Annotated in this window: 21 protein-coding genes; 8 read left to right on the top strand and 13 right to left on the bottom strand. The window is 69.7% G+C overall.

From position 1 onward, the window contains the following. Positions 1-18: 18 nt before the first annotated feature. Positions 19-2,067 (bottom strand): copper-translocating P-type ATPase, encoded by a 2,049-nt coding sequence (locus ENC19_RS07320; protein WP_208020826.1) that lies wholly within the window; start codon positions 2,065-2,067, stop codon positions 19-21. Between the two features lie 323 nt (positions 2,068-2,390). Between ENC19_RS07320 and ENC19_RS07315 the strand changes: the two genes are divergently transcribed. From ENC19_RS07315 to ENC19_RS07300, 4 genes are all read left to right on the top strand, one after another. After that, the gene (locus ENC19_RS07315) at positions 2,391-4,457 is read left to right on the top strand and encodes a sensor histidine kinase (RefSeq protein WP_164446350.1); all 2,067 of its coding nucleotides are present in this window, start codon (positions 2,391-2,393) and stop codon (positions 4,455-4,457) included. 96 nt (positions 4,458-4,553) lie between these two features. Next, positions 4,554-4,892, top strand: a complete 339-nt coding sequence (locus tag ENC19_RS07310; protein ID WP_164446349.1) for a hypothetical protein — start codon at positions 4,554-4,556, stop codon at positions 4,890-4,892. Between the two features lie 42 nt (positions 4,893-4,934). Beyond that, positions 4,935-5,339 (top strand): roadblock/LC7 domain-containing protein, encoded by a 405-nt coding sequence (locus ENC19_RS07305; RefSeq protein WP_099847772.1) that lies wholly within the window; start codon positions 4,935-4,937, stop codon positions 5,337-5,339. Next, on the top strand, positions 5,336-6,526 hold the full coding sequence (locus ENC19_RS07300; RefSeq protein ID WP_216592715.1) for an ABC transporter substrate-binding protein: 1,191 nt from the start codon (positions 5,336-5,338) through the stop codon (positions 6,524-6,526). Before ENC19_RS07305 ends, ENC19_RS07300 begins: the two co-directional genes overlap by 4 nt. 52 nt (positions 6,527-6,578) lie before the next feature. On the opposite strand, the gene ENC19_RS07295 is transcribed toward ENC19_RS07300, so the two are convergent. The 4 genes from ENC19_RS07295 to ENC19_RS07280 form a co-directional block, all read right to left on the bottom strand. Further along, positions 6,579-7,604, bottom strand: coding sequence for a polyprenyl synthetase family protein (locus tag ENC19_RS07295; RefSeq protein ID WP_309246217.1), 1,026 nt, complete (start codon positions 7,602-7,604; stop codon positions 6,579-6,581). Positions 7,605-7,617: 13 nt separating this feature from the next. Then, a complete protein-coding gene (locus tag ENC19_RS07290) occupies positions 7,618-8,034 on the bottom strand; it encodes a hypothetical protein (RefSeq protein WP_164446348.1) in 417 nt (138 codons plus the stop codon). Positions 8,035-8,125: 91 nt separating this feature from the next. After that, positions 8,126-9,415, bottom strand: a complete 1,290-nt coding sequence (locus ENC19_RS07285; RefSeq protein ID WP_164446347.1) for a GAF domain-containing protein — start codon at positions 9,413-9,415, stop codon at positions 8,126-8,128. Positions 9,416-9,655: 240 nt separating this feature from the next. After that, positions 9,656-10,216: a TetR/AcrR family transcriptional regulator gene (locus ENC19_RS07280; protein ID WP_164446346.1), complete on the bottom strand. Its 561-nt coding sequence runs from the start codon at positions 10,214-10,216 to the stop codon at positions 9,656-9,658. Between the two features lie 74 nt (positions 10,217-10,290). Between ENC19_RS07280 and ENC19_RS07275 the strand changes: the two genes are divergently transcribed. Beyond that, complete coding sequence (locus ENC19_RS07275; protein ID WP_164446345.1) at positions 10,291-11,274, top strand: alpha/beta hydrolase; 984 nt, start codon at positions 10,291-10,293, stop codon at positions 11,272-11,274. A gap of 103 nt (positions 11,275-11,377) precedes the next feature. On the opposite strand, the gene ENC19_RS07270 is transcribed toward ENC19_RS07275, so the two are convergent. The 6 genes from ENC19_RS07270 to ENC19_RS07245 form a co-directional block, all read right to left on the bottom strand. Next, positions 11,378-12,583 carry an IS110 family RNA-guided transposase gene (locus ENC19_RS07270; protein WP_164446343.1) on the bottom strand — a complete coding sequence of 402 codons (1,206 nt, stop codon included), beginning with the start codon at positions 12,581-12,583 and terminating at the stop codon, positions 11,378-11,380. Positions 12,584-12,906: 323 nt separating this feature from the next. After that, positions 12,907-13,706 (bottom strand): IS5 family transposase gene (locus ENC19_RS07265; protein WP_164446765.1). Its coding sequence is split into 2 segments (ribosomal slippage): positions 12,907-13,370 and positions 13,370-13,706, totalling 801 coding nucleotides; the frame shifts between segments, so codons are not numbered across the junction. 43 nt (positions 13,707-13,749) lie between these two features. After that, a complete protein-coding gene (locus tag ENC19_RS07260; protein WP_164446304.1) occupies positions 13,750-14,157 on the bottom strand; it encodes a hypothetical protein in 408 nt (135 codons plus the stop codon). Further along, positions 14,154-14,990 (bottom strand): IS5 family transposase, encoded by an 837-nt coding sequence (locus tag ENC19_RS07255; protein ID WP_164446305.1) that lies wholly within the window; start codon positions 14,988-14,990, stop codon positions 14,154-14,156. The genes ENC19_RS07260 and ENC19_RS07255 overlap by 4 nt, the downstream gene beginning before the upstream one ends. A 396-nt stretch (positions 14,991-15,386) precedes the next feature. Further along, the gene (locus ENC19_RS07250; RefSeq protein WP_164446341.1) at positions 15,387-16,961 is read right to left on the bottom strand and encodes a beta-carotene 15,15'-dioxygenase, Brp/Blh family; all 1,575 of its coding nucleotides are present in this window, start codon (positions 16,959-16,961) and stop codon (positions 15,387-15,389) included. After that, positions 16,958-17,653: a bacteriorhodopsin gene (locus ENC19_RS07245; RefSeq protein ID WP_164446340.1), complete on the bottom strand. Its 696-nt coding sequence runs from the start codon at positions 17,651-17,653 to the stop codon at positions 16,958-16,960. Before ENC19_RS07245 ends, ENC19_RS07250 begins: the two co-directional genes overlap by 4 nt. A gap of 179 nt (positions 17,654-17,832) precedes the next feature. On the opposite strand from ENC19_RS07245, the gene ENC19_RS07240 reads away from it, so the two are divergent. The 3 genes from ENC19_RS07240 (at position 17,833) to ENC19_RS07230 (ending at position 20,556) form a co-directional block, all read left to right on the top strand. Continuing rightward, positions 17,833-18,660: a bacteriorhodopsin gene (locus ENC19_RS07240; protein WP_164446339.1), complete on the top strand. Its 828-nt coding sequence runs from the start codon at positions 17,833-17,835 to the stop codon at positions 18,658-18,660. Between the two features lie 106 nt (positions 18,661-18,766). Beyond that, positions 18,767-19,534, top strand: a complete 768-nt coding sequence (gene heR / locus ENC19_RS07235) for a heliorhodopsin HeR (RefSeq protein ID WP_164446338.1) — start codon at positions 18,767-18,769, stop codon at positions 19,532-19,534. Between the two features lie 347 nt (positions 19,535-19,881). Next, positions 19,882-20,556: a LuxR C-terminal-related transcriptional regulator gene (locus ENC19_RS07230; protein ID WP_164446336.1), complete on the top strand. Its 675-nt coding sequence runs from the start codon at positions 19,882-19,884 to the stop codon at positions 20,554-20,556. On the opposite strand, the gene ENC19_RS07225 is transcribed toward ENC19_RS07230, so the two are convergent. After that, entirely contained in the window at positions 20,526-22,766 is a 2,241-nt protein-coding gene (locus ENC19_RS07225; protein ID WP_328824172.1) for a chorismate-binding protein, read from the bottom strand. The genes ENC19_RS07230 and ENC19_RS07225 overlap by 31 nt on opposite strands. After that, positions 22,763-24,316 (bottom strand): AMP-binding protein, encoded by a 1,554-nt coding sequence (locus ENC19_RS07220; protein ID WP_164446335.1) that lies wholly within the window; start codon positions 24,314-24,316, stop codon positions 22,763-22,765. The genes ENC19_RS07225 and ENC19_RS07220 overlap by 4 nt, the downstream gene beginning before the upstream one ends. Positions 24,317-24,445 lie beyond the last annotated feature (129 nt).

The following is a 24,445-nucleotide window of genomic DNA, read 5'->3' as shown; positions in this document are numbered from 1 at the left end:
AACTGCCCTGACGCGTGCTCAGTCCGGTGGGCGCAGTTCGACGCGACGCAGCAGTTGGGCGTTGAGCGCGACCACGATGGTGGAGCCCGACATCAGCACGGCGGCGACCGCCGGACTCAGCGCCACGCCGGCCCAGGCCAGGACTCCGGCGGCGAGCGGTAGCGCGACCACGTTGTAGCCGGCGGCCCAGGCCAGGTTCTGGAGCATCTTCCGGTAGGTGGCCCGGGACAACCGGATCACGCCGCTCACGCCGCGCGGGTCGGACGAGGCGAGCACCACTCCGGCGGACTCGATGGCCACGTCGGTGCCGGCGCCGATCGCGATGCCCACATTCGCCCGGGCCAGGGCAGGTGCGTCGTTGACCCCGTCGCCCACCATGGCGACCCGCAGCCCGCGTCGCTGCAGTCCGGTCACGGTGTCGTCCTTCTCCGCCGGTAGCACCTCGGCGAAGACCTCGTCCTCTCCGGTACGGAATCCGAGGTCGGCGGCGACCGCCTCGGCGACCGGACGCGCATCCCCGGTGATCATCATGATCTTCCGGATGCCCTGTTCCCGCAGGTCGGCGATGGCCCGTCGGGCCTCCGGCCGAACCTGGTCGGCCAACGCGAGGGCACCGAGGACGTCAGCGTGGTCGTCGCGGAGCCGCAGCAGGTAGAGCACCGCCGCGCCCCGACGTGACCAGTCGTGCCGGTGCTCGTCGAGGTCGTCCGGCACGGTGACGTCGAGTTCCCGTAGCAGCGCCGGGCCGCCGACGGCGTAGGTCACTCCATCCACCTCGGCGCGTACCCCACGGCCGGTCATCGAATGGAAGCCGGAGGCCGCCCGCCTGTCGTGCTGGTCGGCGGCGGTCACGATCGCCCGGGCGAGAGGGTGCTCGCTGTCGGCCTCCACCGCCGCCGCGATGGCGAGTACGTCCCGTTCGGTCGAGCCGCCGGTGGCGGCTACGTCGGTGAGGACGTGCTCGCCCCGGGTCAGGGTGCCGGTCTTGTCGAACAGCACCGTGTCGACCGTGCGCATCCGCTCCAGCGCCAACCGGTCCTTGACCAGGATGCCGCCCTTCGCGGCGACCGCCGTGGACAGCGCGATGACCAGCGGAATGGCCAGCCCGAGCGCGTGCGGGCAGGCGATGACCAGCACGGTCACCGTCCGTACGACCGCCTCGTCCACATTGCCGAGCAGCGACCAGACCGCGAGGGTCAGCACGGCGGTCGCGGTGGCGATGTAGAACAGCCAGGCGGCGAACCTGTCGGCCAGCACCTGCGCCCGGCCGCTGGACTGCTGGGCCTCGCTCACCAACCGTTGGATGCCGGCCAGCGCGGTGTCGTCGCCGACCGCCTCGATCCGTACCCGTAGCGCCGCGTCGGTGGCCACCGTGCCGGCCACCACCCGGTCGCCGGTGGCGCGGGCCACCGGCCGGGACTCACCCGTGATCATCGACTCGTCCATCTCGGCGCGACCGTCGACCACGGTGCCGTCGGCCGGCACCCGGGCACCCGGACGGACCAGGACCACGTCACCGACGCCCAGTTCGGCCACCGGCACCCGCTGCGGTGCCCCGTCCGGGTCGAGCCGCTCGGCGTCGTCGGGCAGCAGCGCGGCGAGCGCCGACAGGGCACCCCGGGCCTGGCCGATCGCCTTCATCTCCTGCCAGTGACCGAGCAGCATGATGGTCACCAACGCCGCGAGTTCCCACCAGAAGTCCAGGTCGAAGGCGCCGAACGAGGTGGCCAGCGATGCCACGTAGGCGACCGTGATCGCCATCGCGATCAGCAGCATCATGCCCGGCGCCCGGTCCCGGATCTCACGCACCGCTCCCTGGAGGAAGGGCCAGCCGCCGTAGCCGAAGACCACCGTGCCGAGCACCGGCCCGACCAGACCGATTCCGGAAAAGTCGAGTTCGTAGCCGAGCCAGTCCATCACCATGTGGCTGGTGGCCACGATCGGCACGGTCAGCGCCAGGCTGAGCCAGAACTTGCGGCGGAACGCCGCCGGATCGTGCCCGGCGTGCTTGTCGTGCCCGCCGTGCCCGTGCTGATCCGGATGATTTCTCGTGTCGACGTGGGCCATGTCATCGCCTCCCGGCCCTACCATATACCCCCTAGGGGTATATGCAACCACTTAACAAGATCAAGCCAGATCTCGCCTCGCCCGTTCCTCTATTGGTTCACGACGATCGGTCGAACAAGTTTCGCTTTCGTGTTTTCGGTTCATGTCCGAGACGTCAGTCAACCCGTCGACGGGCGATAAGGGATCTAGAGGTGAACCGATACATCGTGGTAGGAATGGCGCTCTGACGTGGGCAGGCATGCCCACCCTCCACCATGTAGCCGGCGTGGACGCCGGTTCCTGCTGAGATCAACGTCGATGAGGCAAGGGGGCGGAGTACGCCGGTGACACGTGCTACAGCGGCAGCCGCGGTGCGTACCCATGCCGAAGCGCGCCGGGGGTGGCTGGCCCGGGGCAGCATCGTCCGCCTGCTACGGCTGCTGGTCGCCGTACCACTGATCGCCGTGGTGGCGTTCGCCGGCCTCGCCCTTGAGGGCACCGTTCGGCAGGTGCTCAACGCGGGCACCGTGCACGACGTCGTCACACTGTCCACCCAGGCCGGTGCGCTGGCCCGCGCCCTGCAGGCCGAACGGGTGATCGCGGCGGTCGAAGTGACCACCCAGAGTCAGGCCGCCAGCGCCACCTTCGACGACCAGGTGGCGAAGACCGACGCCGAGATCGTCGAGTTCCAACGACGTCGGGCCGAGGTGTCGGCCGGGAACTCGGCCCTGCAACGGATCGACGCCGGTCTGACGGCGCTCGGCTCGGTACGCGAGCAGGTCCGTTCGAGCCCCCGGGCAACCCTGTCCGCGATCGCCTTCAGCTACCGGATCCTCGTCGCGGACCTGCTCACCTTCCGCGCGTCGGTGGCCACCGACACCTCGACGAACATCGCCGACGACGTCCGGGCCGCGGTGGCGGTCTCCGAGGCGGGCGAGGCGATCGGTCAGCTTCAGGTGATCGTGCTGCGCAGCCTCGCCGGAGGCGAACTGACCCCGGCCGGGCAGCAGGAGATCGTCGGTGCCCAGGCCCGGTATGCCGAGGCCACCAACGCCTTCCTGGCCCTCGCCGAACCAGGCTGGACGGCCAGCTGGGAGCAGATCGGCACCGATCCTCAGGTCGTCGCCGCGCAACGGCTTCAGGATCAGGTGGGTCGGACACTTCCCGGCGGCCGGCTCGCCGTCGACGCGGATGACTGGGTCGAGGCCACCGACGGCTGGGTCAGCCAGATGTTCCGGATCCAGAGCGACGTGGATGCCGCCGTCGCCGACCGGGTGTCGACGGAGCGGGGGCAACTGCTGCGTGACGCGCTGCTCCAGGGCGTCGGCATCTTCCTGGTCCTGGCGCTCACCGCCGTCCTCACCGGTGTGGTGGCGCGCCGGATCACCCGCCGGCTGCGGTCCCTGCGCAACACGGTGACCAAGGTGGCGTACGACCGGCTTCCGGCCGTCGTCCGGGAACTCAGCGCGGCCCCACCGGGCAGCGTGCAGCCCGACGAGGTGGCGGACCGTTCCGTCTCGGAATTCCGGATCACCGGTTCCGACGAGATCGCCGAGGTGGCCACCGCGACCCGGGCCCTGCACCGGGAAGCGGTCCGGATCGCCGGCGAGCAGGCGGTGATGCGGGCCAACATCGCGGAGATCTTCGTCCACCTCTCCCGGCGTGAGCAGCGGCTGGTGGACGCGATGCTCGCCCAGGTCGATGACGTGGAACGCGACGAGGCCGACCCCGAACGTCTCCAGCAGCTGTACCAACTGGACCATCTCGCGACCCGGATGGCCCGGATCAACCAGAGCCTGCTGGTGCTCGGTGGTTCCGGCATCTCCCGGGTACGTCAGGAACCGGTCCCGCTCGACCATGTGATCCAGGCCGCGCTGTCCCAGATCGAGCACTACACCCGGGTCCGGATCGGCACGGTGGACAAGGAGCTGGCAATCGCCGGCAACGCGGTCGACGAGATCGTGCACCTGGTCGCCGAACTGCTGGACAACGCGACCGGATACTCCCCGCCGGACGCGGAGGTGCTGGTCACCGGGCACGCACTCACCGACCGGGCGATCGTGCAGGTGGTCGACCAGGGGGTCGGGCTCTCCCCGCAACGGTGCGCGCAGTTGAACGCGGCACTTGCCAACCCGTCGTCGGTCGACGTGTCGGGCGTGCGAGCCATGGGTCTGACCGTGGTCGCCCGCCTCGCCGCCCGGCACGCGGTCAAGGTCGAGCTGCGACCCGGACCAACCGGCGGCACGGTGGCCGAGATCGCCCTGCCGGCACCGATCGTGGTACGCCGCCCGGCGCAGCAGCTACCGGCGGTGGAGCCCGAACTAAGCCGAGGCCGACCCTCCGCCGCCGGGAGACGTCCGGCCGTGGCCTCGGCGAGCCGCGCCAACCGTCCCGGTGGCCGGTCCCGATAACCAGGTGCCGAGCGCCGGGCGGATCCCGGCCGGTGTCGGCACGGCCGGCGCGGTACGGCGAGCGCGCCGGCACCAACCGGCTCGGTCGCCCCACCGGTGCCCGCACCGTTGTTCCAGCCGGCAGCACAGCCCCAGCCCACCGCGGTGGGCCTGCCGGCCGGGCCGACGGTGAACGGCTGGTTCAAGACTGCCTTCGACGGCGACTCGGTGGCCGTCATCTGGCCGGTCGATGACGGTGAGAAGTGGGCGACCGCCACTCCGGCGCCCGCCACTCAGGTCGGTCTGCCGCGCCGGGTCCCGCAGCCGCACCTCGTACCCGAGGCACAGCAACCGAGCGCGGACCCGCGGCGGAAGCTGGACCCGGCCGCCGTGTCGGCGGCGATGTCGGCCTACGCCAAGGGCGTCGCCGGACGCCGGTCCACCACCTCCTTCTGACGCTGACCGTCCACCCCCCCCTCCCCGATCTGGAGCGACGTCGTGACAAGCCCGAACGACCTGAGCTGGCTGTTGCAGAACTTCGTGAACCGTACTCCTGAGGTCAGTCATGCCCTCGCCATCTCCACCGACGGGCTGGTCCTGGCGCACAACCACAGCCTGCCCCGGGACCGGGCGGATCAGCTCGCCGCCACCGGCAGCGGACTGATCGCCCTGCTCGTCGGGGCTGCCCGGTTCTTCCAGGCGGGCTCGGTGATCTCCAACGTGACCCAGATGGACGGCGGCTTCATGTTCTGCATGTCGTTCAGCGACGGGGCCTCGCTGCTCGTGCTGGCGTCCCCGGTCTGCGACGTGGGTCAGGTCTCGTACGAAATGACCGACCTGGCGAACCGGATGGGTGAGGTGCTGACCCCGGCGGTGCGGTCCCAGTTGCTGGGGATGCTGTGAACGCCAGCCACCCCGCCCGTCGGCTCGTCGCGGCCCTGCTGACCGGCGTACTGGTCGCCGCCACCGCCGCCTGTGACGGCGGGTCGGAACCGCAACGTCAGACCATCCGGATCGGAATGATCACCGCCCTGGCCGGGTCGCTCGAGGCACCCGGCTCCGAGCTGCGCGACGGCTTCCAGCTCTACCTGGACATGCGCGGCCGGCAGTTGGGCGGCCATCCGGCGGAGCTGATCGTCGCCGACGAGGGTTACGAACGCGACGTGACAGTCGAGTCCGCCACGAAACTGCTGGAGCAGGATCGCGTCTCGGCGATCACCGGCATCATCAACGGCGGCAGCGTGGCCGCCATCCTGCCGCTCATCGACAAGCACAAGGTTCCGCTCGTCGGCGCCCTGGGGCGGCCGGCGCTGACCGACGTGACGTACATCTGGCACACCAACCTGATCTCCGTTGAGCCGGGTGTGGCCATGGCACCGTTCGTCAAGCAGGAGGTGGGGCAGGGCCGGGTCTACGCCATCGGGCCGGACTTCCAGAGCGGTCGCGACGAGTTGCGCGGATTCGTCGACACGTTCACCGACCTCGGTGGCCGGTTGGCCAACCCCGGTGGCAAAGCCGTCTTCAGCCCGTTCCCGGTCACCGAGGACTTCAGGCCGTACCTGGACGAGATCGCCGAGTCCGGCGCCGACGCGGTCTACTGCTTCTTCGACGCGCAGAACGCCATCACCTTCGTCAAGCAGTACGCCGCGTCCCCCGTCGCCGACCTGCCGCTCTACGCGGCGGGCTTCGTGACCGAGCCGGCGAGCCTGGTCGAGCAGGGCGACGCGGCCGAGGGCATCTACAACGGCCTGAACTACTCACCCGACCTCGACAACGCGGCCAACCGGGAATTCGTCGCCGCCTGGAACGCGGCCTACCCGGGCCGGGTACCCACCTCGATCGTCATGGCGTCGTACGACGCGGCAGCCGTGCTGGATCGGGCGATCGCCGCAGCGGGTGTGAACCCCACCCCGGAGCAGATCAACGCCGCGATCGCCGGCCTCGGGCAGCTCAACAGCCCCCGTGGGCCCTGGCAGTTCGCGAAGTCAACCCACGCGCCGATTCAGAAGTGGTACCTGCGCCAGGTCCGCCGCGACGGCCGGGCACTGACGAACGTCGTCGTCTCGGAACTTGCCACCCTCGGCGGCTGACCCCGGCGGTACCCGTGCAGCTCCGGCGCGGCGGGAATGCGGAGCCCTGGCGCTACCGGCTGCGTTCCACGACGTACTCGGGTAGGCCGAGCAGGAAGCGCCCGTCCTCGGTCTCGGCCGCCGGCCCCAACGCCCGCCGTCCTTCCCGGATCGCGGCGGCGGCCAGATCACGGGCGCTGCGGCGGGCGGACTCGACGCAGTCGTAGGCGAGCAACCGCCCGTGCAGCCACCGCACCTCAGCGGCTGTGCGCTGCGTTCGGGTCCGGCGTAGGAACTCCAGCAGCCGCTCGCGTTCGTCACCGGTACATCGCCGCATGAAGTCGATGAGGATCAGTGTCCGCTTGCCCTCCCAGAGATCGCCAGCGATCTCCTTGCCGTAGCGGGCGAAGTCCCCCACGAGGTTGAGCGCGTCATCCTGGATCTGGAACGCGGCACCCAGATACCAGCCGTAGCGGTCGAGCACGTCGATCGCGTCATGCTGACCGGTGGCGACGAGGATGCCGGTACGGCACGGGTAGATGCAGGTGTACCAGGAGGTCTTCTTCAGACACATCCGGTAGTAGTCGTCCGCGTCGAGGTCGCACACGTTGTCCCGGATCCAGCCGACCTCGATGGCCTGCCCCTCCAACGAGTGACGCAGCATGAGTTGGGTTTCCTCGAACAGCCGCCACGCGATCCCCGAGCCGAGGGCCCGACGATTGGCGGCGAGCCGCTGCAACGCGAGCAGGTTCGTCATGTTTCCCACATTGAGGGCGACACCGACTCCGTACTCGCCGTGCAGGGTCTGTGCTCCGCGCCGCTGCTCGCTCTCGTCCTGGATGTCGTCATGGATCAGAAACGCGTTGTGGAACAGTTCGACCGTCACCGCCGCGTTGAGCCCCACCGACGGCGTGCCACCGAAGGCCCGGCAGGCCGCGAGACAGAGCGCGGCCCGCAGCCCCTTGCCCCACCGCCGCGGATACTCACTCACCAGGTCGTAGAGGTAGTGCGGTCCGCCCGACGGCACACCCGCGAGGAGCGCGTCGATCGCGAGGGCGCGATAGCGCTCCAGCATCTGGGTGACGTGACTGCCAGTCACGTCGGTGGTCCGGCTACCTGTCCGAGGGTGTGGGCTTCTGCCTGGCCTCCGGCGTGAGCCGGTCGACCAGGCCGTTCGCCATGTCCGGCACCAACCGTGCGAGGTTGAGCACGCCGTCGAGGGCGTCGTGCGCGTCCGAGGTGTACCGGCGGATCACCTCACCTCGCCGGTCGTCGGAGGTCTTCAACTGCGCGACCACGGTGTCGATGAGAGCGTGCCCGTCGGTGCGGACCCGCGTCACCAACTCGTCGAACGCCTCCGGGTCCACCCGGCGGTCGGCGCTCAGCTTCTCCTCCAGCCGTCGCGCGCTGGCAATGCCCGCCGCGAGTTCCTCCTCCAGCACGCTGGCCGCATGGGTCACCGTCTCGGAGGTCTCCTCGGCCACCTTCTCGAAACGCTCGTCGCTGCGCTCACGCCCACTGCTCTGCATGAAGGAAGTGTTGGCGAACCGGAGCCCGGACGGGTAGAGGTGTGTCGAAATGGTGACTCAGAGTAGTTCGAGTCGGCCTTATCTCCGGCGGTCAGCGGTTGAGGTACGCGGTCAGGCCGCCGAGTTCCTCGCTGGCGATGAAGACCGTCCGCACGTTGAGGATGGCTTCCTCGACGTGGCGGGGACAGCCCCACGCCGAGTCGCCCCACGAATCGGCGATCTTAATTTCAGCCGGTGCGGTGCACTCCTGGATGCCGCCGAGCTGGCAGGTCTCCGGGTGCGGGGTGGTGGCCTGCGCAGCCGCGGCGGCACGCATCTGGGCATTCAGTTCCGCGGCGACGCTGGCGCGCTGCTCGGCCTCGGCACGAAGCTCCCGCTCCGCGCGTACCGCCTTGGCGAGTGCGTCGTGGGCTGCCTTCGCGCGCGCCTCGGCGGCGAGTTTCGCCTGCTCGATGTGGTGCCGCTCGATGGCCAGTGCGGCGGTGCCAGCGAAGACCCGGGCGAGGGCAAGGTCGATGTCCTGGGGCACGCGCGGAGTGCGGTGGTACATCGCGAAGGTGCCCAGCAGGCTGCCGTCGCGGGCCAGGATCGGGGTGGACCAGCAGGCGGCCAGCCCGGCCCGCCCGGCCAGGTCGCGGAAATCGGCCCAGAAGGGATCGGTGTCGATGTCGGTGACGATCACCGATTCCCGCCGGTGCGCGGCGGTGCCGCAGGATCCGACCCCCTCACCGGTGGCGATCCCGTCGATGGCCTCGTTGTAGAAGTCCGGGAGGCTGGGCGCGGCACCATGACGCAGGTGCCGACCGTCGGGGTCGGCGAGCAGCACGGAGACGAGCATCTCCTGCGGGGCGAGCTGCTCGATACAGCGCGCCATCCCGTCGAGTACCTCGGTCAGCGGTGCCTGGCGGGCGATCTGCTCCAGCATGGCCCGGTGCTCGGCCATCAGCCGTTGGGCCTGCTTGACCTGGGTCGTCTCCACACCGATCACGCGGATGCCCAGCACGGTGCCGTCGGCGTCCCGGCGCGGCTCGTAGGTGAAGTCGAAGTAAGCCTCCCGCGCGTGCGGCCCGGTGCCCAGCACTACCCGAGCGTCCCGACCGGTGTAGGGCTCGCCCGTGCGATAGACCTCGTCCAGCAGGTCGATGAAGCCCTGAGCGGCCAGCTCGGGCATCACCTCGACGAGCGGTACGCCGGTTCGGGCCCGATGCTCGCCGATGGCGGCGAAGAACGCCGGATTGGCCGTCTCCACCAGGTGCTCCGGCCCCGCCAGCGCTGCGAAGACGGCAATGGACTGCCCGAACAGCGTCCGCAGATCCTCCGCTGCCTGACCTGCGCCCGCCGGATCCGCAGCAGCGCGCAGTTCACCTGGTACCGCCGTCATGGTGTCGGGTCGCCTTTCATCTGCCAGTGCCGAAGGAGCGCCGGTGTTGCACCCGTCGGGGACGGGTGCAACGGGCTGACGCCGCCGGTGCAGCGTACCGGCAGTCGATCCGGCCGGCAGCGATGGACAGCTGCCGTACGCTTCCGGAGCGATGGAACTACCCCACGGCTGCCAACTCCTCCTCGTCGCGGCCTGGCGAACCACCCTGCCGGGACCGTGACGCGCCAGCACGTCACACCCCTAGCGAAGAGTGAGTAGGACCATCTCGACCAGGGCGTCGACGTCGGCGTCGTCCATCGGCTCGCCGGTCATGCCCATCCGGTGCAGCAGGGTTCCGACGACCACGTCGATGAAGAAGAGCACCCGCTTCTCCGGCTCGCCGAGCGCCTCCTGAAGCGCGAGCTGGTAAGGGTCCTGCAACTGTGCGGAAAGAAGCTGGCGCAGGGCGGGATCGTTCACGGCATCAGTGAACACGCCCGCGAACGCCGCGCCGATCCCGGGCTCACCGATCTTCGCCGCGATCCAACGGATCGCTGTCGACATGATCTCCTCCCGGCTGGCGCCGGTCAGTGGCGCCGGGCCGAACGCGTCGACGAGGCAGGCGGTGATCAGCGCACCCTTCGACGGCCAGCGGCGGTAGATCGTGGTCTTCGCGACGCCCGCCGCGGCGGCGATGCGGTCGACGGTGGCGTGTGCGTAGCCGAGCTGGTGGACCGTGTCGAGCGTGGCGGCGAAGACCGTGGCGTCGACGCTGGAGCGGGGACGGCCGGCCGGTCTGGTGGGTGTGGTTGCTCGGTCCATGGTCACACGATAACCAGTTATGCTACTTCTAGTATCGATACCTGAAGTATCGTAATAATGATCGAGGAGGAGCCATGAGCCACACGGTCGAGATGCGACGGCCGCCGCTGGGCGTCCGGCTGCTGCACGCCCTACGGAAGGAGCCGGACTGGCTGACGATGCCGGCCGAGGCGTTGGACGCGTTCCGCGACGCGGAGAACCGCCGGCGGGCCTCCAGCCTGGCGCGGTTGATCACCGGCTTCCCGGACCGCAGGGCCAGGATCGACTGGCAGCAGTTGACGCTGCCCGACCGGGTGCTCCCGGTCCGGGTCTACCGGTCGTCGTCCGAACGCGACGATCCGGCCGGCCTGCCGCTCGTGCTCCACGTCCACGGCGGTGGCTTCGTGGGCACAGCGGTGCAGAGCGACTGGGTCAACAGCCACCTCGCCTGTCGACTGCCCGCGGTGGTCGTGTCGGTCGAACACCGCCTCGTCGCACCCGGAGTCTCGTTGGCCGCAGCTGTCGACGACGGCTGGGACGTGCTGAACCACGTCGTGCGGCACGCCGCGCGGTGGCGAATCGACCCGACCCGGGTGGCCGTCTTCGGCGAGAGCGCCGGATCGGTGGTGGCCGCGCTGGCCGCGATCCGCGCCCGGGAGTCCGACCTGATGGTACGGGCACAGGTGCTTGTCAATCCCTGCGTCGATCTGACCTCGACGGCGTTCGACTACGCCTCGATGGACGAGCACGCCAGCAGCCCGATCCTCACCGTGCCGCAGCTGGAACTGTTCCGCCGGCTGGCCGCTCCGGAAGGAACGGACCCCCGCGCGGTGTCACCGTTGTTCGCCGGCGACCTGAGCGGGCTGGCTCCGGCGCTGGTGGTGGTGCCGACCCACGACCCGCTGGCCGATCACGGACGTACGTACGCGCGACGGCTGCGCGAGGCCGGGACGCCCGCACAGCTCACCGAACACCCCGGAGCGACCCACGCGTTCCTCAGCATGCCGGGCGTGGTGCCCCAGGCGCGGTCGGCACGGACGGAGATCGTCGCGTTCCTCCGGGACCGCCTCGCCGGATGACGGCCCGGCTGTGACGAGATGCCCGATGCTGATCGAAATGGTTCGGTCGTGCCAGGCCGGGTAGTTGACCGGTGAGCCGACGAAGGGAATCTCAATGACCATGTCAAGCCCTCGCGGTGAGTGGGGGTGAGTCGTGGAACTGGCGATTGTCACGAAGGAGTGCCCACAGCACGTCGACGAGTCGGCGGGCCAGGGCGATGAGGGCCTGGGTGTGGCGCAGTCGTTCCTCGCGTTTGCGTCGGTAGTACGCCTGGGAGGCGCCGCTGGCGCGGAGGCTGGACAGGGCGGCCATGTAGAAGACCCGGCGCAGGCCGCGGTGGTAGCGCTTTGGGCGGTGCAGGTTGCCGGTGCGGCGGCCGGAATCGCGGGGCACCGGCGCCAGGCCGGCGTAGGCGGCCAGGCGTGCCGAGGTACCGAACGCGGCCAGATCGCCGCCAGTGGCGACGAGGAATTCGGCGCCGAGGATTGGGCCCATGCCGGGCATGCTCTCAATGATCTTCGCTTGTGGGTGGGTGCGGAACCGCTCGGTGAGCAGCTTGTCGGTGTCCTTGATTTCCCGGTCCAGGTCGAGCAGTCGACGGGCCAGCCGGGCGATCAGCGCCGCGGTGGTGGCCTCGGCCGGCAGCCGTATGGTCTGTGCGGCAGCGGCGGCCAGGGCCTTGTCGACCATGCTGGGGATGCCCTTGCGCCACGCGCCCGCCTCGCTGAGGTGGGCGGCCAAACCGTCCGGGCCGGCCTCGCGGATCGCTTGTGGGGTTTGATAGCCGGCGACCAGAATCAGCGCGCTGCGGGTGGTGTAGTCGAACGTCCGTTCCAGCGCCGGGAAGATGGCGGTGAGCAGTTCCCGCAGCCGGTTCACCCCGCGCACCCAGTCGCCCATCAGATCAGCCCGCTGAGCGACCAGCAGGGACATCTCCACCACCAGTTCGTTCGGCGTGGACAGTTCGGTCAGATCCCGACGCAGCCGGGCGGTGTCGGCGATGATCCGGGCGTCCTTGGCGTCGGTCTTGCCCTCACCGGCGAACGCGCCGGCCATCCGGTTCACAGTCCGCCCGGGCACGTAGACCACTCGCTGACCGGCCGTGACCAGCAGCGCCAGCAGCAGCGTCGCGGCAGCACAGGTCAGGTCGACAGCCCAGCACACCTCAGCACCGCTGCGGCCAGCCCGGGCGACCAGCGCCTCAATCGCGGCCTGATCATTGGCGACTCGCGTCGACCACAACAGCCGCCCTTCGGCATCCACCGCCACCGCGTGGTGCGCCTGCTTCCCAGCATCGACGCCGACCCACATCACTTCCCGAGCCGTCACCCGGCCCGACCTCCCCTCCGCGCAGGTCAACCCCGTGGACAACCCCGCCGGCAGGTCCTTAGACAGCGACAACTCGCACAGATCTCAATCAGCGGCCGGGGCGTCCAGAACGGCGGGGCGGCCATTCCTCTCGAGCCACCGAGCGGCAACCACCGATCAGCCACACCCCGCCGTCCTGGGCATCCAGGGCTCCAGCCCCAGACCCTTCAACCCTAAGGACATCCGATGAAGGCCGTCACATGGCACAGCGTCGCCAACGGCACGGTCGACCCGGCGCAGCTGCTGACCGAGCACGAACCGATGGCCGACGTGCTTAAGAGCTCCTAACTCTTTGAGCGCTGCAGCCGGCGCCAGCACACGATGGCGCAGGCGAGGGCGAGGAACGCTTCGTGGATGTCGTCGCGGATCTCCCAGCGGATACGTAGGCGGCGGAACCAGTGCAGCAGGGCGATGGTCTGCTCGACGACAAAGCGGCGGGTGCCGAGGCCGGAGCCGTGGCCGATGCCGCGTCGGGCGATGACGGGTGTGATGCCGCGCGTGCGGAGCTCGCGGCGGTACTTGTCGAAGTCGTAGCCACGGTCGGCGTAGATCCGGTCGGGCCGTTGCCGGGGCCTGCCGCGGATGCCCTTGATCCGTGGGACCTTGTCGACCAGGGGCAGCAGTTGGGTGACGTCGTGGCGGTTGCCGCCGGTCAGGCTGACGGCGAGAGGGATGCCGCCCGCGTCGGTGATGACGTGGTGTTTCGAGCCTGGCTTGCGGCGGTCGACCGGGCTCGGACCGGTTTTGGGCCGCCCTTGAGCGCCCGAACGTGAGAGCCGTCGATCACCGCCCGAGACATGTCCAACTGCCCAGCGGCCCGCAGTCTGCCGAGCAGAACCTCATGCAGTCGTTGCCAGACACCAGCATCATTCCAGTCCCGCAACCTGCGCCAGCACGTCATGCCCGACCCGAACCCAAGCTCCTGGGGCAGGTACTCCCACGGGATCGCGGTGTAGAGCACGAACAGGATCCCGCACAACACCTTCCGATCATCGAGAGGCTTTCGGCCCGGGAACCGGTGCCTACGCGGTGCTCGGGGCGGCAGCAGCGGCGCGATCTCGGCCCACAACTCGTCCGAGACGATCCACGGCGGCTGCTCACCCCTCCTCAGAGGGCGGTTCGGAGTGTTAGGTCCGTTTCTGGCTGAGGGTGAATACTCCGGGTTCGTCTTCGGTGAGGACGTGGCGGTTGACCATGCGTTTCAGCTTGGCGCGGGTGCCTTCGACGTTCTTCGGTGAGGGTTCGACGCCGAGGGCGAGGCAGATGCCTTTGGCGCGCATGCCGGCGGGCGCGGTGCCAAGGATGTGCAGGATCTGCTGGTAGGGCCCGCTGGCGATCGTCGGGTCGTCGGCGGTGAACTCGTCGGCGGCGAGAGTGCGCAGGGTGGTGCGGGTGGTCGCGAGGTCGGCCAGTTCGCCGTCGAGGCGGGCGAGTTCGCCGGTCAGTGCGGTGATCTGCTCGCGGAGCCGGTCGGCGCGTTGGCGTGCGGTGGTCTCCCGGTCGGTGATCAGGTCGAGGACGGTGGGAAGGTTCACCGGTGCCGCCAGGAGGGTGTGCTGGTCCCGGTCAGCCGCCGCACGATGTTCGCCGTCGACGCCCACAGGGTTCGTGACACCGAGGACTCTGGGCGGCTCTCGTACTCGCGCACGAGGCGGCGGTGCAGCATCAGCGTGCCGTTGACCTGCTCGACGATCCACCGCTTACGGATCGGCACGAACCCGGGCCGGGTGTCGGAGCGTTTGACGACCTCGACGTCGACCCCGAGGACGGCGCCGTGCAGGGCGAGGTCCTGTTTGAACCCGGCGTCGACCCAGGCGCGGCTCACCGTCGGAGTGTGTTCGACGACCTTGTCGAGCAGCCGGATACCGATGGCGTTGTCAGTGACCGACGCCGCGGTCACCACCACCGCGATGACCAGCCCCAACGCGTCCACTGCCAGGCCCCGCTTACGCCCGGACACCTTCTTGGCCGCGTCCTTGCCGGTCGTCGCGGCCGGAATGTGGTTCGCCGCCCTGATCGACTGGGTGTCCAACACGACCGCGCTCGGATCCTCCCGACGGCCGACTTTTTCCCTGGCCTGGCAGCGCAGCAGATCGTGGATCACCTGGTCGGTGCCGTCGTCGCGCCACAGGGCGAAGTAGTAGTAGGTGGCCGACTTCGGCGGCAGGTCGTGCGGCAGGTACGCCCACTGACAGCCCGTCCGGTTCTGGTAGAAGATCGCGTTCACGATCTCCCGCAGGTCGTAGTCGCCTGGCTGGCCCGACACCGAGACCGCGACGCGCTTGGTCTTCCACGCCTGTAGGAACGGCCCGATCAGCTCCCACTGCTCGTCGCTGACATCGCTCGGGTACGGCTTTCGATCACCCATGATCGGGCTAACGCCGCAGCCGCCTCACAGTCACGACCAAGACTCACATCCCATAGATCGACCTGGTGCTGTAACAACAGCGAACCCGCCGGAAGGCCGCCAACCGGACGCAATGCATTAGACCAGATCAAGTTACTGCGGACCGCCCTCTCACGTTCAGACAGAACGACCCTCACGTCCCGAGGACACGCCCACCATCATTTCGTTAGGAACTCTAAGGCGTACCGCGAGTTTCAGGACCGAGACCCCGGCTGGCTGAAGGTCGCCCTCGCCACCTGACCACCGACCAATCCTGCTGTCCAGCCCGGCACCGCTAGGTTCCGGGCTGGACAGCTGTGACGGGCGACGCGGTGGTCTTCGCCGAAGCCGGTGGTGCCGACGCCACCAGCTGCTCGCTCAGGCGATGGTGGCCAGCAGCTCCCGGCAGGCTCGCTCGCAGGCGCGGCACGCATCAGCACAGATCCGGCAGTGCTGGTGCTTGTCGGCGTGAGCGGCGCACTCGTCTCCGCACGCCTTGCAGGCCGTTACGCACGCCTCCAAGAGGGTGCGGCTGATGTTCGCGTCGTAGCCGGTGTGTCGGGACAGGACCCGGGCGGTGGTCGCGCAGATGTCGGCGCAGTCCAGGTTCGTCCGGACACACTTGGTGAGTTCGGCGACCATGTCCTCGCTGAGGCAGGCGTCCGCGCACGCGGTGCAGGCCTGCGCGCAGTCATCGAGAGCGTCGATGGTGGCTGCGAGCTTCGTCCGGTCCAGGTTGATCGACTTCGGGTACGTCTCCAGCATGGGCATCGTGGTGCTCGGCATCGGGCACTCCTCTCTGTCGTTTCTGGCGGTGACTGTCGTCATCTCTTCCGCCGCGGCCAGCGCGAACCGGTGATGGGAGCGTCCTCGTTCACCCCACTCGGGGTCGTACCCCGAGCCGGCGCGCCGAATCGGGCAGCGGCCAACCGGCCCGGTTATTCGGGCGGCCATCCGTGCGTCGAGCCGGTTGACCACCGCCGCGTGCGGCACGGTGAGCCCGGCGAGCACCGCGAAGACCAGCTGGAACGGTGTTTCCTGGGACGGACCGGCGGTCGCGGGGCCGACGGTCGGCGACGCGCTGACGTGCACCAGGACGAGCAGACCGGCGAGGGCGGCGATGGTGGGCAGGATGGCCTGCCGGGCGAACCGGCGGGCCGGACCACCCAGCCGTCCCGCGGCGAGGTGGTGGCGGTTGGCAGGGTCGGCGCGCAGCAGCCGGGCGACATGCCGGGCGGAGTGCCAGGCCGCGAAGTACCCGCCGAACGCCAGCGGCGGTGGCACCAGGGCGAAGGCCGCGACGAGGATCGCGAGTGCCGCCACATCCGCACCGCGGCGCGCGGTCAGCTCGCGGAGTCCGGTCACCACGACCGCCAGGAGTACGACGCACAGCACGATCAGCCGCCCGGCCGGTGCGAACGCGGATGCGGCTCCTGGCGCGACCGCGTCCAGCAGCGGGTCGACCGTCCCTGGCCACAGCGCGATCGGCAGCACTACCGGAGGTCCGCCGTGGGCCAGGACGGCGAGGACGGGACGGACCGGTGCCTGCCCGTCCCGCTCGGCCCGGTAGGCCACGTCACCGGTGCCGAAGTGCAGCACCGTGAGGATCAGGAAACCGGTCAGGGCGGGGACGGGCGCCCAGAGGAACAGCGCGACCGTGGCGGCGGCCGTCCCGGCGTACGCGAGCAGCAGCCCGACGGTGATCCGCAGAGAGCGGGCCGGTGCGGAGATCCAGGCCGGTACCAGGTGGTCGACGGCGCCGTGCGGCAGGCCGATCAGCAGGCCCACGAGCAGTGGGACGGTCCCCGCCCACGTCTCCGCGGTCGGTATCAGCAGGTACAGGCAGGCGAGGCCGGCCAGGACGATCGGGCCCGAGTGGCCGACCCGGCGCAGCAGCCAGTCACCGGGCGGACGGTGAACCGACTGGCCGACCTGACGGGCGGCTGGTGTCACGCGACGGTGAGCAGGCGGCGGTCGGACAGGCGTCGTAGCAGACCCAGGTCGACCGCGCTCCACACCACCTTGGACAGGATCGGCAGGATCACGAACAGTGCGGTGTCGGTGGTGTCTCCGAACTGCCCGATCCCGGACGGCCCCAGGATCCAGATCAGCGGATAGCCGACCCAGAGCACACTGAGCAGAAGCGCCACCTGGGTGAAGACCCGCGACATGGGGGCCGGCTGACGGGCGGCGGTGGCCCGCAACGGTCCCCAGATCAGCCCGAAGACCACCAGCAGAGCCACCACCCCGACGGCATAGAGCCCATACCGCCCGGCCCGGCTCTCCATCAGGTCAGCCAGGAACCCACTTGTGATCATGATGATGTCGGCCACGACGAGCGCGCGGACCAGGCCCCAGCGCTTGCGGGGCAACGCGTGCATCGCGGTGAGGGAGAGGGCCACCAGTAGCAGCGGGGTGGTGACCACCCAGTCGGCGTACCGGGCCCAGAAAGTCGTCTGGTCGGCGACCTCGATCCGACCGCCGCCGACCGCCATCACCAGGTACCAGAACCCCGACCAGAGCGGAATCGCCGTGGCGATCGAGTACTCCACCGGCGGGACGCCCTTGGGGTTGGCCCGCCAGTAGCTGAAGAGCGCGACGCCGGCCGCCATGGCGACGACGTAGAACCACAGCCAGAACCCCACGGCACCTCCCTGGCCTACTCCGGCTCTCCGGGAACGAGGGACGCCCCCTTGCTGTGAGCTTAGGATGGTCATCAGGCCATTTAGGGCTATAAAGGCGGAATCGCCCCCGATCGCAGGCGAGGCGGCAGCCAGGCTCCGCGATCGGAGACGATCCTGGTCGGAACAGGCGGGTCAGCGGCATGAACTTCGAGAACGAGTTCGGCTACAACGTCATCCAGTACACGCTGGTGTCGCACGTACTGACTCTCGGTTACGCCGTCATGGCCGCCGGGCTCGTCTATTTCCTGCTGACCATGTCGGGTGTCGCTGCGCGTTACCGGCTGGCCTCGGTGCTCTCCGCAGTGGTCATGATCTCCGCGTTCTTCGAACTCTGGGTGCTGTCACAGCGGTGGTCAGCGGCGTTCGCCTGGGACGGGAACGCGTTCGTAAGGACGGAGACCCTGTTCTCCAACGGCTACCGGTACATGAACTGGTCCATCGACGTCCCGGTGCTGCTGATCCAGTTGCTGGTGGTGCTGGGCGTCACCGGTCGGCGCTTCCACCGCACCTGGGCGTTGTTCGTCGCCGCCGGCCTGGCCATGATCTACACGGGCTACGCGGGCCAGTTCTACGAGGTGGACAGGACCTGGCCGTTCTGGATCTGGGGGCTGGTCAGCACCGTCTTCTTCCTGTTCCTGCTCGCCCTGGTGGCCCGCCTGATCTTCGGCAATCTGCGCCGGCTACCCCGCGCCGCCCGGGGGCCGGCCCGGGCCGTGTGGTGGCTGATCCTCGTCTCCTGGATGCTCTATCCCGGGGCCTATCTCATGCCGGCGATGTGGGACTCCGCCGACGGGGTGGTGGCCCGGCAGATCACCTACACGCTTGCCGACATCACCTCGAAGGTGATCTACGGGGTGCTGATCGGGGTGATCGCCCGCAAGGTCAGCGCCGCCGAGAACTGCCAGGCCGCGATCGAGGAGGACGTGGCCCAGCCGCGCGGCGGCCTGACCTCCGTCGCCTCCGGCTGAGGGCGCCGCCGGTCGCGGCGAACGTTCCGACGCCCACGTCCGGCGTGCGGGACGGATTTGTGCGAAGCGCCGGCCGACAGTCGTACCGGTATCTAGGGTGACGCCCATGGGACACCAAGCCGCCGCCGGCCGCGACCGCTACCGGCGGCTACGTTGGTTCAACGTGCTGGTCGGCCTGTTCCTGGCCGCCGAGGGCGGCTGGATGTGGGTGGCCAGCAACGACCTGTCGCTGCCGGTCACCGCGTCGTACCTCACGGCGGACCCGGTGACGCTGCGGGACGCCACGCTCCCGGAGGTGGCCTTCCGGATCGCCGTCGGCCCGGCGGTAGCGGTCTTCCTGCTCCTCGCCGCGCTCGACCACCTCATCACCGCCGCCCCGGTCGTGCACCGCTGGTACGAGCGCAACCTCGACCGGCGGGCCAACTACGCCCGCTGGATCGAGTACTCGGTGAGCGCCTCCATCATGATCGTCCTGATCGGCCTGTTCGTCGGGATCCGCGACCTCGCGGCGGTCATCGGGATCTTCGCCGCGAACACCGCGATGATCCTCTTCGGGCTGCTGATGGAGCGGCAGCAGACACCGGGACGCGCCGACTGGAGCGCCTTCTGGTTCGGCACACTTGTCGGCCTGGCGCCCTGGCTGGCGATCGCCGTGTACGTCGCACAACCGCCGGAGATCCCCGGATTCGTGTGGGCGATCATCATCGTCCAGTTCCTGCTCTTCGCCAGCTTCGCGGTCAACATGGCACTGCAGTACCGCCAGCTCGGTCGATGGCGTGACTACCGCTACGGCGAGGTCTCGTACATTCTGCTCAGCCTCGTGGCCAAGTCCGCGCTGGCCTGGCTGATCTACGCCAACGTACTGCGCACCTGACGCGGGCCGGCGGCGGTTCATTCCGAATCCAGCAGATGCTCTATACGCCGCCAAACGCGGATTCCTACACGAATGCGAGAACCCGCCTGAGTGCCACCAATGACATTTTTCGGCACCCGCCGGAGGCTTGGCTAAGATTCGTGGTCGCCAGTCGAGAATGATTCAGCGACGCCGATCTGGGGTAAAGGTTGCACGCGCGCCGGTTGAAACCGGCGCCGGTCGGCGTGGCGACCGGAGGTGGGTGTGGGTTTGGAGATCATCGCATGCTGCGTCGGTGGGCATCGATCCTGGTTGAAGGGGCCGGACATGCGGCCGCGGCAGGGGACCGCAGCGGAGGAGGCAGCAGCATGGCGCAGGCCAAGCGGCGATCCAGCACATCGCCGATAGGGCTACGGGTTCTCGTCACTCTGGGGCCGGAGGTGCTGCGCAAAGGGCTGGAGGCGCTGCTCGGCGAACTGCACATGGTCACCGGTGTCCGGACCGCGCCGACGGTGAACGAGGCGATGGTGCTGCTCCGGCGGTACCGGCCCGACCTGCTGATCCTGGTCGTCGAGGACGACGTCCCGGTTGACCAACTGGTGCTCGCCGCCCGAAGCGCCGGCATTCCGACCCTGGCGGTCCTGAACCGAGCCGGTGACGCGCTCCGCGACCGGGCCGTACCGCTGGCGGCAGACGGTTTCATCCTGGCCGGAGAGCTTGATCGGCGGTCGCTGAACAACGCCCTGGCCGAACTGTGGCGAGGTGAGATGCCGATGCCGCTCGCTCTCGGCCGGGTCGCGCTCTCGGTGCTGCGGGAGGACCAGTGCCCCGCCGACACTCCGGTGTTGACCCCCCGGGAGGCCGAGACGCTGAAACTGCTGGCCCGGGGGCTGAGCAACCGCCAGATCGCCGGCACGATGGGGATCACCGAGCACGGTGCGAAGCGGCATGTCTGTCACATCCTGGCGAAGTTGAACTGCACCAACCGAACGGAGGCGGTCACGGCGGCCTATCAGCTGGGCCTGCTGCCCGCCAGGCGCTGACTCGCCGGACTCCGCTTCCCTCCGGGACGCTGTTCGCCCGTCCAGCCGGGTAGCGGTGCGCTCAGCTTCAGCCGCATCTCGTCGTACTCGGCATCCGGATCGGAATCGAGCACGATGGCGCCGCCGGCGCCGACCCGCAGGATTCCCCGGTGCAGTACCGCGGTCCGGATGACGATGTTGAGGTCCGCCCCGCCGGTCAGGCCGAAGAATCCCAGCGCTCCGGAGTAGACCCCCCGCGCCCGATCCTCGATCTCACCGAGCAGCCGCATCGTTCGCGGCTTCGGTGCTCCGGTCATCGAGCCACCAGGGAAACAGGCCCGGACGATCCGGGTCGGTGAGACCGACCGGAGGCGGCGGCCGCGCACCGTGGAAACCAGCTGATGCACGGTCGCGTACGACTCCACCACCATGAACGAGGGCACGTGGACGCTGCCGACCTCGCAGACCTGCCCGAGGTCGTTCCGGAGCAGGTCGACGATCATCAGGTTCTCCGCCCGGGTCTTCGGAGAGTCGCGCAGCTCGGCCCGCAGGGCATGGTCCTGCGCGGGGTCGGCGGCCCGGGGAGCGGTCCCCTTGATCGGCTTGGCCTCGACCACCCCGGATGGGTCGATCTTGAGGAAGCGCTCCGGCGAGGAGCAGAGGATCTGCGTCTCTCCCAGGCGGAGATAGGCGGCGTACGGTGCCGGATTGTGACGGCGCTGCCGCAGATAGAGTTCGATACCGCACCCGTCGTACGGGGCCTGGAGTTCGTTGGTCAGGCAGATCTCGTAGCTCTCTCCGGCCCGGAGCAGATCCAGGCAGGTACGGATGTCCGCCAGGTAACTCTCCCGCCCCCGGGACAGCCAGCGCTCCGGGTCGGACGTTCTTCCCGGCTCGGCCCGCCCGCCGGTCGGCCGGACCGGGCCCGGCTCCTCCGGCCGGCGGGTGCGTCGGTCGCGGTCGTCGACCGGGTGGTGGCCGACGGGTCCGGTGCACAGCAGGGCCGTCGTGCTGTCCAGCCAGCCGTCCGCCGCCGCGATCTGGGCGTCGGTGGCGCGGCAGAGCGCGAGCAGCCACACCTCACCGGTCTGATGGTCCACGGCCACCATCCGGGTCGCGGCCATCCAGACCGCGTCCGGGGTCTCGGATTCGTGTCGGTTCGGTGCGCCGCAGTCGGCCTTCACCTCGTAGCCGAAGTAGCCGACGTAGCCGCTCGGCAGGTCGAACGGAAACTCCCCGCGATCCGCGAGCCGGCGCTCGTCGAGGCGGCGTTGCAACACGGTGAAGATGTCCCCCGGCTCGACGCCGATCCGGACGCCGGTCGGGTCGAGCACCTCGACCGTGCCGGTGGTGCTGACGTACCGCAGCACCTCCCCGTCCGGTCCGCCCGGGTGCCCCAGGAACGAGAACCGCGACACGCCGGGCACGACCCGGCTGCTGTCCAGCCAGAAGGCGTACGGCCGGTCGCCGGCGATCCGCTGGAAGACCCACTCCGGGTCGACCGTCGCGGGCTGCTGTGGCGGTGCGTTCCGCGGGGCGACGCCGGGCAGCCGTCGGTGACGCAGCAGCCAACCGCCGGCCCGAACGGCGGTGTCGCTCGATGCCGCGCCCAGCCCGGCGCCGCCGACCGGCCGCGAACCGTTCGTGGCGTCCCCGCCCACCAGACTGCGGAAGTTCAGCAGTAACCGGCTGCCGTGCTCGGTGCTCACCGACTCGGGATGGAACTGCACCCCGAACCAGGGGCGGCTGCGGTGCCGCAGGCCCATCACCACCCCGTCCTCGGCCCAGGCGTCGGCGACCAGTTCGGCTGGCAGTGGTTCGGCGACGCAGAGCGAGTGGTAACGGACGGCCACGAAGTTCTGCGGCAGACCGGTGAAGAGCCCGCCGTCATGCCGTACCTGGCTCAGGTGGCCGTGGCGCGGCTCAGGTGCCGGCCCGACAGCGGCCCCGCAGAGGTGGCCCAGGGCCTGGTGGCCGAGGCAGACGCCGAGCACCGGCCGGCCGCTGTGGCGGATGACGTCGAGGCAGCGGCCGATGTCCTCCGGCACCTGCGGTCGGCCGGGACCAGGCGAGATGATCACCGCATCGAACTGCCGGGCGAACTCCGACGTCAACTGCGGGCTGTCGTTCCGCAGCACCTGGGGTTCGACGCCGTAGGTCTGGGCGATCAACTGATAGAGGTTGAAGGTGTACGAGTCGTAGTTGTCGATCAGCAGGGTCCGCACCGTCACGCCACCCCTGCCCGACCGACGGGGTGTGCTTCCCCCCGGTCGGCGCCGGCGCGCTGCCGCGTGGCTGCGCCAGCGCCGCGCTGCTCCCGAGGGTCCTGCTCCCGCAGGGCGAAGCGGCGGAGCTTCCCCGTCGGCGTGCGGGGCAGGGCGGGGAGGCCGGTGACGCCCCGGGGAACCTTGAACGGCGCCACCCGGCCGTCCAGCCAGCGAGCGAGTTCGTCCACGGTGGGGGTGACGGCGCCGGGCACCGGTACGACGAAGGCGTGCAGCCGGGTGGCACCGGTCTGGTCCATCCGGGCGATCACCGCAGCCTCGGCGACCGTCGGATGCTCCTCGATGAGGTGCTCCACCGGCTGAGGTGCCAGCGTGATCCCGCCGACCATCTCCAGGTCGTCCACCCGGCCGTGCAGCGCGTACGTCCCGTCGCCGTGCCGTACCGCCAGATCCCGGGTACGCAGCCAGCCACCCACGAGTGTGCGGGCGGTCTCCTCCGGCCGGTTCAGGTACCCGGTCATGACCGTCTCCCCGGTGACCCAGAGTTCCCCCTCGACCTCGTCGGGCACCGCCACCCCGTCGCTGTCGAGCAGCCGGAGGCGATAGCCCGGGACCGGGCGTCCGACCGTGCCGATCCGGTGTTCCTCCACCGTGTTCGCGCAGAAGGCGTGCCCGGCCTCGGTGGAACCGACCTGGTCGAGCAGCGGGACGCCGAGCAGTTCCCCGGCCCGCACCGCGAGGTCCGGTCGCAGCGCCTCACCGGCGGAGACCGCGGCCCGCACACTGCCGAAGGCGGATCGGTCACCGGCCGCTACGAGCTGGGCGTAGGACGTGGGCACCCCGTAGAGCAGGGTGACCCGGTGCTCGGTGACGAGCTCCGCGACCGCCTCGGGACTCGGTCGCTCCGGCAGCAGCACCGCCGACGATCCGGAGAACAGTGGGAACACGAAGGCGTTGCCGAAGCCGTAGGCGAAGTGCAGCTTGGAGATCGAGAGGGTGACGTCGTCGGCGTTGCTGCGTACCACTGAGAGCCCGGCGTACCGGTAGTACGCCTCCGGGTCGGTGTGCCGATGGACGGCTCCCTTCGGGTCACCGGTGGTGCCGGAGGTGTACTGCACGTACAGGGGGTCGGTGCCGGCCACCGGCACCGCCGGGGCACGGCTCGCCCGACCGGCCCGGTCGAGCAATTGGTTCGGCGAGAGCGTACGGACGGTGAACCGGTCCGCCAGCGACTCGGGGCAGAGCACGAGAGCCGGAGTGCAGTCGGCGACCAGCGCCGTGTGCTCCGGAGCGGCCAGCGCCGGGTTGACCAGGACAGCGACCGCCCCGGCCCGAGCCACGGCCAGGAACGAGACCACCCAGGCGGCGCTGTCGGGCAGCGCCAGGAGCACCCGGTCACCCGGTCTGATCCCTTCGCTGGCCAGTACCCGGGCGGCTCGGCCGGCCAGATCGTGGATCGCTCCGTGGGACCAGGTCCGACCCGGTTCGCGGACGGCGGGGCGCTGGGCCCAGCCGCGTTCCGCGCAGCGCCGTTCCAGGGTGGCCGCGAGATTCATGGCGAGAGCCCTTTCTGCTGCTGGCGGGTGCGCGAGTCCGGGGAATGCCGACGGGCGCGGAAGTCCGTGGAGAATGCAATTCGATCTCGACCGTAGATCGCTCTGAAGATGGGCGGCAAGTGTCTGATG

Source organism: Verrucosispora sioxanthis (genome assembly GCF_010560025.1).
GTDB classification, from domain to species: domain Bacteria; phylum Actinomycetota; class Actinomycetes; order Mycobacteriales; family Micromonosporaceae; genus Micromonospora; species Micromonospora palythoicola.
This window is presented reverse-complemented; position numbering and strand designations above follow the sequence as displayed.

Excerpts from the sequence above, each read along its gene's own strand:
- ENC19_RS07320 (WP_208020826.1), bottom strand. The coding sequence starts at position 2,067 with ATGGCCCACGTCGACACGAGAAATCATCCGGATCAGCACGGGCACGGC.
- ENC19_RS07290 (WP_164446348.1), bottom strand. The coding sequence starts at position 8,034 with ATGCAGAGCAGTGGGCGTGAGCGCAGCGACGAGCGTTTCGAGAAGGTG.
- ENC19_RS07285 (WP_164446347.1), bottom strand. The coding sequence starts at position 9,415 with ATGACGGCGGTACCAGGTGAACTGCGCGCTGCTGCGGATCCGGCGGGC.
- ENC19_RS07280 (WP_164446346.1), bottom strand. The coding sequence starts at position 10,216 with ATGGACCGAGCAACCACACCCACCAGACCGGCCGGCCGTCCCCGCTCC.
- ENC19_RS07275 (WP_164446345.1), top strand. The coding sequence starts at position 10,291 with ATGAGCCACACGGTCGAGATGCGACGGCCGCCGCTGGGCGTCCGGCTG.
- ENC19_RS07255 (WP_164446305.1), bottom strand. The coding sequence starts at position 14,990 with ATGGGTGATCGAAAGCCGTACCCGAGCGATGTCAGCGACGAGCAGTGG.
- ENC19_RS07240 (WP_164446339.1), top strand. The coding sequence starts at position 17,833 with ATGAACTTCGAGAACGAGTTCGGCTACAACGTCATCCAGTACACGCTG.
- heR (WP_164446338.1), top strand. The coding sequence starts at position 18,767 with ATGGGACACCAAGCCGCCGCCGGCCGCGACCGCTACCGGCGGCTACGT.
- ENC19_RS07230 (WP_164446336.1), top strand. The coding sequence starts at position 19,882 with ATGGCGCAGGCCAAGCGGCGATCCAGCACATCGCCGATAGGGCTACGG.
- ENC19_RS07220 (WP_164446335.1), bottom strand. The coding sequence starts at position 24,316 with ATGAATCTCGCGGCCACCCTGGAACGGCGCTGCGCGGAACGCGGCTGG.